Origin of the sequence: Rhizobium sp. ZPR4 (genome assembly GCF_040215725.1) — a bacterium.
Lineage (GTDB): Bacteria > Pseudomonadota > Alphaproteobacteria > Rhizobiales > Rhizobiaceae > Rhizobium > Rhizobium rhizogenes_D.
In genome coordinates, this window is record NZ_CP157967.1 from 2,822,501 (window position 1) to 2,835,412 (window position 12,912).

General features: G+C 60.3%; 10 protein-coding genes (1 of these 10 running past the window's edge). 2 read left to right on the forward strand and 8 right to left on the reverse strand.

The genetic code is table 11. The features are described from left to right. Nucleotides 1-659, forward strand: partial view of a M23 family metallopeptidase gene (locus ABOK31_RS13825; protein ID WP_349956390.1) — the 3' end only. It extends 1,282 nt beyond the left edge of the window; only the last 659 of its 1,941 coding nucleotides appear in the window; its start codon lies beyond the left edge, outside the window; it ends in the stop codon at nt 657-659. A 102-nt stretch (nt 660-761) separates the two neighbouring features. Here ABOK31_RS13825 and clpB read toward each other — a convergent pair whose 3' ends face one another. The 8 genes from clpB to ABOK31_RS13865 form a co-directional block, all read right to left on the reverse strand. Then, nucleotides 762-3,362, reverse strand: coding sequence for an ATP-dependent chaperone ClpB (gene clpB, locus ABOK31_RS13830; protein WP_349956391.1), 2,601 nt, complete (start codon nt 3,360-3,362; stop codon nt 762-764). A gap of 210 nt (nt 3,363-3,572) precedes the next feature. After that, complete coding sequence (locus tag ABOK31_RS13835; protein WP_349956392.1) at nt 3,573-4,280, reverse strand: hypothetical protein; 708 nt, start codon at nt 4,278-4,280, stop codon at nt 3,573-3,575. Between the two features lie 62 nt (nt 4,281-4,342). Further along, nucleotides 4,343-5,044 carry a DUF4167 domain-containing protein gene (locus ABOK31_RS13840; protein WP_349956393.1) on the reverse strand — a complete coding sequence of 234 codons (702 nt, stop codon included), beginning with the start codon at nt 5,042-5,044 and terminating at the stop codon, nt 4,343-4,345. Between the two features lie 348 nt (nt 5,045-5,392). Beyond that, entirely contained in the window at nt 5,393-6,268 is an 876-nt protein-coding gene (gene prmC / locus ABOK31_RS13845) for a peptide chain release factor N(5)-glutamine methyltransferase (RefSeq protein ID WP_349956394.1), read from the reverse strand. Further along, the gene (gene prfA, locus ABOK31_RS13850) at nt 6,265-7,344 is read right to left on the reverse strand and encodes a peptide chain release factor 1 (RefSeq protein WP_174177784.1); all 1,080 of its coding nucleotides are present in this window, start codon (nt 7,342-7,344) and stop codon (nt 6,265-6,267) included. The genes prmC and prfA overlap by 4 nt, the downstream gene beginning before the upstream one ends. A 90-nt stretch (nt 7,345-7,434) precedes the next feature. Further along, nucleotides 7,435-9,702: a phosphoenolpyruvate--protein phosphotransferase gene (gene ptsP / locus ABOK31_RS13855; protein WP_174177786.1), complete on the reverse strand. Its 2,268-nt coding sequence runs from the start codon at nt 9,700-9,702 to the stop codon at nt 7,435-7,437. 100 nt (nt 9,703-9,802) lie between these two features. Next, entirely contained in the window at nt 9,803-11,077 is a 1,275-nt protein-coding gene (locus ABOK31_RS13860; RefSeq protein WP_174177787.1) for an aspartate kinase, read from the reverse strand. Between the two features lie 171 nt (nt 11,078-11,248). After that, complete coding sequence (locus ABOK31_RS13865) at nt 11,249-11,875, reverse strand: hypothetical protein (RefSeq protein ID WP_174177789.1); 627 nt, start codon at nt 11,873-11,875, stop codon at nt 11,249-11,251. Between the two features lie 265 nt (nt 11,876-12,140). Here ABOK31_RS13865 and ubiG point away from each other — a divergent pair, with 265 nt between their 5' ends. Next, on the forward strand, nt 12,141-12,893 hold the full coding sequence (gene ubiG / locus ABOK31_RS13870) for a bifunctional 2-polyprenyl-6-hydroxyphenol methylase/3-demethylubiquinol 3-O-methyltransferase UbiG (RefSeq protein ID WP_349956395.1): 753 nt from the start codon (nt 12,141-12,143) through the stop codon (nt 12,891-12,893). Nucleotides 12,894-12,912: the final 19 nt, after the last annotated feature.

Genomic DNA, 12,912 nt, shown 5'->3' on the forward strand with positions numbered 1-12,912 from the left:
CGGTCACCGACGACAAGGGACAGGCGACGGCCGATTCGGAACTGCTCTACGTCAACGCCAGGTTCGGCGACAACGTCACCCGCTTCTATCGCTTCGAGGACCCGACCGATCATTCGATCGATTACTTTGACGAAGCCGGCAAGAGCATCCGGCAGTTCCTGCTGCGCAACCCCGTTCCCACGGGCATCTTCAAATCCGGCTTCGGCATGCGTCGTCACCCCATCCTCGGTTTTGCGCGCATGCATACTGGCGTCGACTGGGCAGCCCCACGCGGCACGCCGATCATCGCGGCCGGCAACGGCATCGTCGAAAAAGCCGGCTGGGATTCGGGCGGCTTCGGCAACCAGACGCTGATCCGCCATGCCAATGGCTATGTCTCCTCATACAATCACCAGAGCGCCATCGCCAAAGGCGTCGTCCCTGGCGCGAAGGTGGTGCAAGGACAGGTGATCGGCTTTATCGGCTCGACAGGTCTCGCGACTGGCCCTCACCTGCACTATGAGCTGATTGTCAACGGCACGAAGGTCGATCCGTTGCGCATCCGCCTTCCCGGCGGCAAATCGCTGGAAGGCGATGCGCTCGCCAAGTTCCAGGAAGAGCGCAAACGCATCGATACGCTGCTCACCGACGACAAGTCGAAGCAGATCGCCAGCAAATAATCTCCGCCGACCGGCCAATTTCGTGCTGGCCTCTCGCCACTATGGCCAACAGCAAAATGGCGGCCCGAAGACCGCCATCTGTGTTTGTTCATCCAGTCCCGTTTAGGCCGCTTCGTTCACGGCCTGGCGCGCACGGAACAACAGCCGGTCGGAACCGCTGGTGACCTTGACGACCGAGCCATCCGGAATCTGCCCGGACAGGATCTGCTCGGCGAGCGGATCCTGGACATATTTCTGGATCACCCGCTTCAGCGGCCGTGCACCGTAGACCGGATCGTAACCCTTGTTGGCCAGCCAATGGCGGGCATCCTCATCGAGCTCGAGGGTGATCTTGCGTTCCGACAGCAGCTTCAGCAACCGCTCCAGCTGGATATCGACGATCGCGCCCATCTCGTCACGCTTCAGGCGGTGGAACAGAATGATCTCGTCGACACGGTTCAGGAATTCCGGCCGGAAATGCGACCGGACCACCTCCATCACCTGCTCGCGCACCAGATCGCTGTCATCGCCATCCTTCAGCTGGGTCAGATATTCAGCCCCCAGATTGGAGGTCATGATGATCATCGTGTTGCGGAAGTCGACGGTACGGCCCTGCCCGTCCGTCAACCGTCCGTCGTCCAGAACCTGGAGCAGGATGTTGAAGACATCGGGGTGCGCCTTCTCGATCTCGTCGAACAGCACGACCTGATAAGGCCGGCGACGGACGGCTTCGGTCAGAGCGCCGCCTTCCTCATAGCCGACATAGCCGGGGGGAGCACCGATCAGTCGGGCCACGGAGTGTTTCTCCATGTACTCAGACATGTCGATACGAACCATCGCGGTGTCGTCGTCGAAGAGGAAGCGGGCAAGCGCCTTCGTCAACTCCGTCTTGCCGACGCCGGTCGGGCCGAGGAAGATGAACGAGCCGATCGGCCGGTTCGGATCCTGCAAGCCCGCGCGAGAACGGCGGACAGCACGGGAGACAGCCTGAACGGCGTCACCCTGACCGACGACCCACTTTGCCAGCTCGTCTTCCATGCGGAGCAGCTTGTCGCGCTCGCCTTCCAGCATCTTGTCCACGGGAATCCCGGTCCAGCGGGAAACGACCTGGGCGATGTTGTCGGCGGTCACCACTTCCTGCACCATGGAATCGCGGGCACTATCCTGCTCTTCCGCAGCGTGGAGTTCCTTCTCCAGATTGGGGATCACGCCATAGGCGAGCTCACCGGCACGCTGGAATTCACCCTTGCGCTGGGCAATGGCGAGTTCGTTGCGGGCGTCATCAAGCTGCTTTTTGAGGTCGGCAGCAAGACCGAGCTTCTGCTTTTCAGCCTGCCAGCGCGCGGTCAGCGCATCGGCTTCTTCTTCCAGGGAAGTGAGATCCGTCTCCAGCCGCTTCAGCCGGTCGGCGGAAGCCTGGTCGGTTTCCTTCTTCAGCGCCTCACGCTCGATCTTCAGCTGGATGATACGACGATCAAGTTCGTCGAGCTCTTCCGGCTTGGAATCCACCTGCATGCGCAGACGCGCTGCGGCTTCGTCCATCAGGTCGATGGCTTTGTCCGGCAGGAAGCGGTCGGTGATGTAGCGGTTCGACAAGGTTGCAGCCGCCACCAGCGCGGCATCGGCGATGCGCACCTTGTGATGCTGTTCGTATTTTTCCTTCAAGCCGCGCAGGATCGAGATCGTGTCTTCGACCGTCGGCTCCTCAACCATGACAGGCTGGAAGCGGCGGGCAAGGGCCGGATCCTTCTCGACATGCTTGCGGTACTCATCGAGCGTGGTCGCACCGACGCAGTGCAGTTCGCCGCGGGCAAGGGCCGGCTTCAAAAGATTGGACGCATCCATGGCGCCATCGGCCTTGCCGGCACCGACGAGTGTGTGCATCTCATCGATGAACAGGATGATTTCGCCGTTTTCCGACTGCACTTCGTTAAGCACGGCCTTCAGCCGCTCTTCGAATTCGCCGCGAAACTTCGCGCCGGCAATCAAAGCGCCCATGTCAAGCGCCATGAGCTTCTTATCCTTCAGCGATTCCGGCACGTCGCCATTGACGATGCGCAGCGCCAGGCCTTCGACGATGGCCGTCTTGCCGACGCCGGGCTCGCCGATGAGCACGGGATTGTTCTTGGTGCGGCGGGACAGAACCTGGATCGTGCGGCGGATTTCGTCGTCGCGGCCGATCACCGGGTCGAGCTTGCCTTCGCGCGCCTCGGCAGTGAGGTCACGGGCGTATTTCTTCAAGGAATCGAAACCCTGCTCCGCGTTGGCAGAGTCGGCGGTGCGGCCCTTGCGGATATCGTTGATGACCTGGTTGAGGGCAACAGGCGTGATGCCGGCCTTCTTCAGGGTTGCCGACGTCGAAGCCGTAGGCTCGATCGCCAAGGCCTGCAGCAGACGCTCGACGGTAACGAAGCTGTCGCCGGCCTTCTTTGCTGCCTCTTCAGCTGCGGTAAAGACCTTGGCGAGCGGCTGCGAGAGATAGACCTGACCGTCGCCGCCGGAAACCTTCGGCAGCTTGGCAAGTGCGGCATCATTGGCAAGGCGGGCAGCCTTGGCGTCACCACCGGCGCGCTCGATCAACGAGGCAGCCATGCCCTGATCGTCGTCCAGAAGCACCTTCAGCACATGTTCGGGAGCAAATTGCTGATTACCCTGCGCAAGCGCATAGGTTTGGGCGGATTGCAGGAAACCGCGCACCCGCTCGGAGTATTTTTCAATATTCATATGAGACCTCCATGAATCGCTCTGCCCAGAAAGGCACAGATCGATGATTGAGATTGAGCCCCCTCAAGAGGCAGGCCCCGCCTTTCCGCCGTTGAGATTTGCGGCAAGACAACTGGAGAGAATATGGGAGGAGATTTGAAAAGTTTAAAGAGCCATAGGCCGGAAAAACCGACGGATTGAATAGCCTGATGAAGACGCCTCAGGCCATCGTTACGCAATTTGCTCGATACGGCATTGTCGGCATAAGGGGTAGCTTTCCAGCAACGGCGCCAACCGTTCCCGCATGGTGATGAAATCGGCCCCATACATATACAGGGCCGTTTCCCTGGGGCCTTCCCAATAGCTGTTGACGCCGCCGATCCCTTCTAACAGCCGCTCGCATTCGTCGAAAACATGATTGACATCGCAATCCGCGTATACGGCTTTCGGCAGATCGGTTCCGTTCAGATACAAGGCAAGGCCCTCCTGCACGCCAAACGCTATCGATTGATCGCGACCGGGAACCTGCAGGCGCGATCCCTTGGGCGCCAGTATCGCCTCAAGAGCGCCGATGACGGTTGCGATCATCTTATCGGAGGGATTGTCCAGCTCGATCTGGATATCGCATTCACTGACTTCGCCATCAGGCGTCATCGATGTACCGCCACCAACCACGCGCACGCCATGACCGTGCTTCGTCAGCGCCTCTTCAAAGGCGTCTTCGACGTCGGCCCGGTCGAGTGGCCGTAGGCGGGCGTTCAATGTGACCGCGACGACGAGCGGCTTCTTTTTTCTCAAGAATTCAAACATGAACCAGCTACCGATCTTGCGGCTGACAGGGGACTGCCTCTCCGGCCGGTACCCTATCAACACATGCGCGACGGCGTGAGGAGTTACTTGCTCAATACGAACTCCATACCAAAAAGGCAATGGCGGCACTCAAGCCGCCATTGCCGTTTCTCGTTTCGTCCAGACGGCTGGCTCCCAGCCGGGAACAAGCCTTATTCCGAGGCCGCATCCGCCATAGCCGGAGCTTCGCTCGACCCGGTTTCACCCTGGTCTTCGCCCTCGGCTGCGGCGCTACGGCGCGGCTGGCGGCGCGGACGATTGCCGCCCGCGCTGCGACGGCGCGGCTGACGCTCGGTGGCGGCGACTGCCGGAGTTTCCTCTTCGATTGCCACTTCGGCAGGAATGCCTTCGATCACCGGCTGCGGGCCAGTACCGTTGATGGCTTCGGGCTCGTGAGCAGGCGCCGCGGCAACGGCCGGAGCAGCATGCTGCGGGCGCGCCGACGGCTGAGCCATCTGCGGCTGATCGTCGATCTCCTGCGCATCCATATCGTCGATGTCACGCTCGGCATTATCGCGGTCATTGTAGTTGTGATGATCGTCGCGCTGGTAGCGTTCCTGCATCTGCGCCTGCGCGCTGGCAATGATCCGATTATAGTGTTCGGCATGCTGCAGGTAATTTTCTGCCATGACGCGGTCGCCAGAGCTTTGAGCATCGCGAGCCAAGGCCGCGTACTTCTCGGCGATATGCTGTGCGGTTCCGCGGATTTTCACATCGGGACCGGAGCTGTCGTAAGTCCTGGTCAGCGGGTTCGAGCCCTTACGGTTGAAATTGTTGTTGTTATTTCCGCCGCCGCCGCCGTTGTTGTTATTACCACGCCCCCGACCGCGCTTGTTCTGCTGTCCTGGCCTCATAGATCCTTCACCTGAATTCTCTTCGTTGGGATAAAATCATACACGACACCTGCCGCCGCGGTTCGGACACTTCCAAACCAGGGCTTTCGTGCCGCAAGCAAACTGCGCTTTGGCGCCGGTCTGCCGCTCGACTACGTCAGATTAAACTGATCACGCATTGGGTTATCTTCAACCTTTGACACTCTTACCAAAGAGCGGTTCCCCGAGGCTGTCCAAGATAAGCGAATCGTCTCGCTCATTCCCAGCCGCCCAACGCGTGAGCGCAACCTATATTGCTTCCTCAGGAAATCCAAGCTTTTTCTTTGCGATAACAACAAGGGTCCCACAAATCCGCTGCAAAATGTGACGTTAATGTTGAAATTCAAACACAAGAACCCGGTCGTTCTGGCCGTAGTCACGAACCGCCTCGACAAGGGAAAATCCTGCTCCTTCAAAAACCGAAGTCACCGTTTCACGCTGATCGTAGCCGATCTCCACACCAATCATACCATTCGGATATAGAAATCGAGCCGCATCCTTTGCGATCGCCCTGTATGCATCCAGCCCATCAAGGCCCCCGTCAAGGGCCGCGGGAGGATCGAAATCCTTTACTTCTGGAGCGAGAGTGGAAATGACACTAGACGCAATATAGGGCGGATTTGAGACAATCACATGAAAACATCCGTGGATGGCTTCAAACCAGCTTCCTTGCGCAGTCCCGAACCGCGCCGCCAGGCCATTTCGCTCAGCGTTCCCGCGAGCGGTTTCCAGCGCCTCGCCGGAAATATCGGAACCTACACCCGTCGCTCCGGGGCATTCATGAAGCAGAGCCAGACAAATGGCCCCGGTTCCCGTTCCGATATCGAGTATATGGACATTGCCGACTTTGGATTCAAGACGCCGCAGGTGCGGCAACATCGTATCGACAAGAATTTCCGTATCGGGCCGCGGTTCGAGCGTCGCTGCCGAAAGCTTGAGGGAAAGTCCATAAAACTCCCGCTCGCCGAGAATGCGATAGACCGGCTCATGTTTGAGCCGGCGGGCGATCGCCGCGCGTACCGCCGCGGCATCACCCTCAGACACAGGCTCGGAGCCATGTGTCACGAGCCCGGTGGCGGAAAGATACAGAAGGCCGCCGACAAGAATGCGGGCTTCCGTAGCGGGATCATCGAGATCGGCCTCGGCGAAGCGGGCGCGCACCTCCTGCAGGAGCCCGGATATGGTCGGCCGCTGCCCGCCGCTCACGCCTGTTCGCCGAGCTGGGCGAGCTGGCTCGCCTGGTAATCCGCCAGCAGCGCATCGACCACTTCGTCGATCTCGCCGACCATCATCCGGTCGAGCTTATAGAGCGTCAGGTTGATACGGTGATCGGTGACGCGTCCCTGCGGGAAATTATAGGTACGGATACGTTCGGAGCGGTCACCCGAGCCGACCTGGCTCTTGCGATCGGCGGAGCGTTCACTGTCGGCGCGCTGGCGCTCCATGTCGAACAGGCGCGAGCGCAAGACCTGCATAGCCTTCGCACGGTTCTGATGCTGCGATTTTTCCGAGCTCGTCACCACGATGCCGGAGGGGAGATGCGTGATGCGCACGGCCGAGTCCGTCGTGTTGACGTGCTGGCCGCCAGCGCCGGAAGAACGCATGGTGTCGATACGAATATCCTCGGGCCGGATCTCGATATCGATTTCCTCGGCTTCCGGCAGCACGGCGACGGTTGCCGCCGAGGTATGGATGCGCCCGCTCGCCTCGGTTTCCGGCACGCGCTGCACACGGTGCACGCCGGATTCGAATTTCAGCCTGGAGAACACGCCCTTGCCGCTGATCGTGGCGATGATTTCCTTGAAGCCGCCCGCTTCGCCGTCGCTGGCGGAAAGCACTTCCACTTTCCAGCCGTTGCTGGCGGCAAAACGCTCATACATGCGGAAAAGGTCGCCCGCGAAAAGCGCCGCCTCGGAGCCGCCGGTACCGGCGCGGATTTCGAGGATCGCGCTCTTCTCGTCGGCCGCATCCTTCGGCAGAAGCTCGATCTGGATATCCTTTTCCAGCGTCTCGATGCGCTCCTTGACCTCGGGCAGCTCCATTTCGGCCAGATCTCGCATTTCACGGTCGACCGACTTGTCGGCGAGCATGGTTTCGAGATCTGCAGCCTCGGTGAGAACACGTTCATAGTCGCGGATCTTGACGACGACCGGCTGCAATTCGGAATATTCGGAAGCAAGCTTCACATAGACATCCGCGGCCGGGCCGGCGGACATGCGCGCTTCGATCTCGCCGAAGCGGCGTTCCAATTCGCGCATTTTTTCAACGGGGAGCTTCGCCACCCTTAACTCCAATTCTTCTTATTATCTCTGCTTTGATGTGATGCGCATGATCCTGCCCGCAAACCGCTTCGTGTCTTTCAGGATCGCACGCTAAAGCGGAATATTGTGGCTCTCGGCAAAGCGCGCAAGGATATCCCGCATGGACGTCGTCGGCTGCTTGTCATCGAGCGCTGCCTCCATGACATCAGACAGGGCCTTGAGGTCGAGCCCGAGCAGCATCGCCTTGACCGGACCGATCGAGGCCGGCGACATGGACACTGCACGGAAGCCGATGCCGAGCAGGGCCATGGCCGAAATCGTCTTGCCGGCCAGTTCGCCGCAAAGAGTTACCGGCGTCTTGTTGCGCTCGCCGGCGCGCACGATATCACGCAGGATACGCAGGAACGGACGTTCGAGCGGGTCAAAGCGATCCGAAACGCGGGCATTGCCGCGATCGACCGCCATCGAGAACTGGAACAGGTCGTTGGAACCGACGGAGACGAAATCGACTTCCGCCATCAGCTCGTCCAGCTGCCACAGGAGCGCCGGCACCTCAAGCATGGCGCCAAATTGCAGCTTGCGCGGCAGGCCGTGCCCGAAGCGTGAAAGATGCTGCACTTCCTTCTGCAGGAGCTCGCGCACCGCTCTGATCTCGGAGACTTCCGTGACCATCGGCACCATCATCTTCAATTCGTTGTCGGCTGCAGCCTTCAGCATGGCTCTCAGCTGCGTGCGCAGCAGACCCGGCCGGTCGAGCGAGAGACGGATGGCGCGCCAGCCGAGCGCCGGGTTCTCTTCCTCATGCGCACGGAAATAGGGTACGACCTTGTCGCCGCCGATGTCGAGCGTACGGAAGGTAACGACGCGCCCGCCCGCCTGCTTCATCACATTGCGATAGAAGACTTCCTGTTCTTCCGCCTTCGGCATGGTCGAGGCGATCATGAACTGCAGCTCGGTGCGGAACAGACCGATACCCTCGGCGCCGGATTCGGAGAGCTGCGGCAGGTCGACCAAGAGACCGGCATTCATCAGCAGAGAAATGCGCTGCCCGTCCTTGGTAACCGGCTCAACGGAGCGCAACGCACGGAACTGCTCCTGCCGACGAGCGCGGAACCGCACCTTCTCTTCGTAAGAGCGTTGATGATCTGCCATCGGCCGAAGATGCACGTGACCGCCATCGCCGTCGATGATGACAGGATCGCCATTTTCCGCCAGCGCAACAACGCCTACCGCCTGTCCGACAACCGGAATGCCCATGGCACGCGCCACGATGACGACGTGGCTCGTGACCGCACCCTCTTCCAGCACAAGACCACGAATATTGGCACGCGGATAGTCGAGCAGCTCTGCCGCACCCATGGCGCGCGCGAAGATGATGGCATCGCCTGGGAAACCTTCGGCGCTGGTGCGGCCCGAATTACCGATAAGCTGCCGGAGTAGCCGGTTCGCCAGATCTTCGAAATCGTGCATGCGCTCGCGCAGATAGGGATCGGTGAGGCGCATCATGCGCGCCTTCGTGTCGCTCTGCACCTTTTCAACCGCGGCTTCAGCTGTCAGGCCGTTGCGGACGGCTTCCTCGAGCTTGCGCACCCAGCCCTGGTCATGCGCGAACATGCGGTAGGTTTCAAGCACCTCACGATGCTCGCCTTCCATGGAAACGTCGCGGCGCGACAACATGTCGTCGATCGAAATGCGCAGCGAGCCGAGCGCTTCGGCGAGACGGCCGATTTCCTTGTCGGCATCCTCGTTCAACAGATTGGTGACGACGATGCGCGGCTCGTGCAGCACGACATAGCCCAGGCCGATACCTTCATTGTAAGTGTCGCCGTCGATAGTCACGGAGCGGGTAAGATCGAGTTCCAGGCCAGGCTTGGTGATCTTCTTCAGCTCGCCGGTGGCGATCATCTCGGCCAGCACCATGGCCGTCGTCTCGAGCGCCTCCAGCTCTTCCTCGCGGTAGTTGCGGCTCGCCTTGTTCTGGACGACGAGAACGCCGAGCGACCGGCCGGTGCGCAGGATCGGCACGCCGAGGAAGGAATGATAAATCTCTTCGCCGGTTTCCGGCAGGTAGCGGAAGGCCGGATGCGATTGCGCGTCCGAAAGATTGAGCGGTTGGGCGGATGCGGCGATCGTGCCGACGAGACCTTGCCCCATCTTCAATTGCGAGAGGTGAACGGCCTCTTTGTTCAGGCCCTCGGTGGCGTAAAGTTCCAGGACACCGTCGGCGCGCAGCACATAGACCGAGCACACCTCGGCGACCATGTTGCTGGCAATCTGGCGGACGATCCGGTCAAGGCGCTCCTGCGGCTCCAGCGGCTCCGCCATCAATTCGCGTAGCCGCTTGAGCAGAACGCGTGGACCGCCGGATAGGTCTCTCATTGCGCCACTAGCTCCCGAATCAAGATCTCATGCCTGTCTTGCCCACGTCAGGGCCGGCCGAAACTCGCCTCCGTCACGGTCCCTCGTCAACAGTCCTGAATCAACTCTTATCCAGACCGTAGCAGGAATGCAAAGTCCTGACTGCCAGTTCTGCATAAGGACCGTCAATCAGGATGGAAATCTTGATTTCTGACGTCGTAATGGCCTTGATGTTGATGCCTTTTTCGGCAAGTGCCCGGAAAGCGGTCGCGGCCACGCCTGCATGCGAGCGCATGCCGATGCCGATGACCGACACCTTGACCAGACCTGATTCGCTCTGGACGACGTCGTAACCGATCTTTTCCTTGTTTTCGCCGAGAACGCGCAGCGCCTTGTCGACATCGCCGGAGGGAACCGTGAAGGTCATGTCGGTCTTGGAGCCGTCCTCGGAAATGTTCTGGACGATCATGTCGACATTGATGTGGTTTTCGGCCAGCGGCCCGAAGATCGCGGCGGAGACACCCGGCCGGTCGGCAAGACGACGCAGCGAGATCTGGGCCTCATCCTTGGCATAGGCAATGCCGGTGACTACTTCCTGTTCCACGATTTCATCCTCGTCACAAATCAGCGTTCCGGGCGGGTTAAGCAGATCGCCCATGCCCGGAGCATCGGGATCCTCGAAAGACGAACGCACGAAGGTGCGGACCTTGAACACCATGGCAAGCTCGACCGAGCGCACCTGCAGCACCTTGGCGCCGAGGGAGGCCATTTCGAGCATTTCCTCGAAGGCGATCTTTTTCAGGCGACGTGCCTTGGGCTCGATGCGCGGATCGGTCGTATAGACGCCGTCGACATCGGTATAGATATCGCAACGGTCGGCCTTGACGGCGGCGGCGATCGCAACGGCCGAGGTATCGGAACCGCCGCGGCCGAGCGTCGCAAGGCGATTGTCGGGGCCGAGACCCTGGAAGCCGGCAACAACGGCCACCTGGCCTTCCTTCATGCGGCGGATCATGTCCTCGCCGTCGATGTCGAGAATGCGGGCCGCGCCATGGGCGTTATCGGTACGGATCGGGATCTGCCAGCCTTGCCAGGAGCGGGCATTGATGCCCATCGCCTGCAGCGCGATCGCCAAAAGACCTGACGTGACCTGCTCGCCCGAAGCAACCACGGCGTCATATTCGCGCGCATCATAGATCGAGTGTTCGGCGCCGGCGACTTTGGGCATGTTCTGAACCCAGCCGACCAGCTCGTTGGTCTTGCCGGACATGGCGGAAACGACGACTGCTACTTCGTGACCGGCATCGACCTCACGTTTCACATGGCGTGCGACGTTCTTGATACGGTCCAGATCCGCGACGGAGGTTCCGCCGAATTTCATCACGATGCGTGCCATGTGCCTCTACCAGTACCCTGCGCCGGGCGGCCGAATGCGGATAGCCCGACATGCAAAATCGCCCTCCCGGTTCGGTAGCCGGAAAAGCGTGATCTCAATGGGGCCGTCTCTTAGCGAGTTTGTCGGGCAGGTGCAATAGCATCGGACGCCAGAGGCGACGAAAACTTTACTCTAAAAATCCACTTTTAAGGTCGCCCAGAGCTTGTCGAGAACGCCCCCTTCCTTGGGGATGTTTTCTTTGTTGAGGAACGTGGCGACGAGCACGCCGCCTTCCGGCCGACCGGTCGCGACGATCTCATACTCCATGACGTCGTCGTCCGTCTTCGTCTCGGCTTTCACGCCCTTCAGCACGCTGCCGCTCGGCAATGTGCGCTCGGTTGGCCGTTTGCTGATCTTCGCGCCGCCATTGATGCTCTCCTGCACCATCTGCTGCAGTACGACATCGGTATAGCTGGAAGGGTTGAGGCCCTTATAGACCTGGATGATGATGCCGGTGCCGATCGGCGTCATCAGCGCATATTGCTGCACGCCGTCGCCCAGATCCGTCTTTGCGACCGTAAATTTGCCGTCATGATCGAAGGAGAATTTGCCGCCGGTGAAGGTCACCGTTTCGCTGCGTTGCAGCTCCACCGGAACCTTGCGGCCGTCCTTCATGGTGACCTCGAGCGCATCGCCGGGATTGATGCCGACGCTGACCCCGTCGATCGTCAGGCGAAACCCCTTGCCGTCCCCGGCATTTGCATGGCCGGCCGCAAGCCAGCACATGACGACGGTCGTCGCGAGACGGAGTGGTCTCATGAGGAACTCCTCTACAAGCCAGTCGATCGCAATCGATCCCGGTTCCGAAAGCCCATTTCACAGCCCGGCGATTGATCGGCCATAAGATACCTCCATGTCAACCTCCGCATGGCAATTCGCGCCTCGCGATCGAGATACCCCACAGCTGATCGAAGGTCGCAGGCCCTTGACATCACGCATCGATCGTCCGACTTCACCCTTCGGGTAAGAATTATTTGCTTGCGGTCATCCAAACCACGGAATGACGCAAATCACGGAGTGAGCCATGAGCGAAACGGCAAAGAGCACGATCGACCAAAGCGAAGTGGACCGTTTTTCCGCCATGGCGGCCGAGTGGTGGAGCCCAACCGGCAAGTTCAAACCGCTTCACAAATTCAATCCCGTCCGTCTGGCCTATATCCGCGACCGCGCCTGCGAGAATTTTAATCGCGACCCGAAGAGCAGCCGGCCACTGGAGGGCCTGCGGGTGCTCGACATCGGCTGCGGCGGCGGCCTGCTGTCAGAGCCGGTGGCCCGCATGGGCGCCACCGTCATCGGCGCCGACCCTTCCGAAAAAAACATCGGCATCGCCTCGACGCACGCAAAGGCCTCCGGCGTTCCCGTCGATTACCGTGCTGTTACCGCCGAACAGCTGGCCGAGGCTGGCGAGACCTTCGATATCGTGCTGAATATGGAAGTGGTCGAACACGTTGCCGACGTCGAATTCTTCCTGTCGACCTGCGCAAAAATGGTGCGCCCCGGCGGCCTGATGTTCGTTGCGACCATCAACCGCACCATGAAGGCAGCGGCCCTTGCCATCTTCGCCGCAGAAAACGTGCTGCGCTGGCTGCCGCGCGGCACCCATCAATATGAAAAGCTGGTGCGCCCGGAAGAGATCGAGAAGCCGCTCGCCGCGAGCGGCCTCGACATCATCGCCCGCACCGGCGTCTTCTATTCGCCGCTGCAGGATCGCTGGAATCTCTCGAAAGATATGGACGTCAACTACATGCTGTTGGCGAAGCGAGCGAATTTGAGCTGATCGCACTTCGGCGAACTTG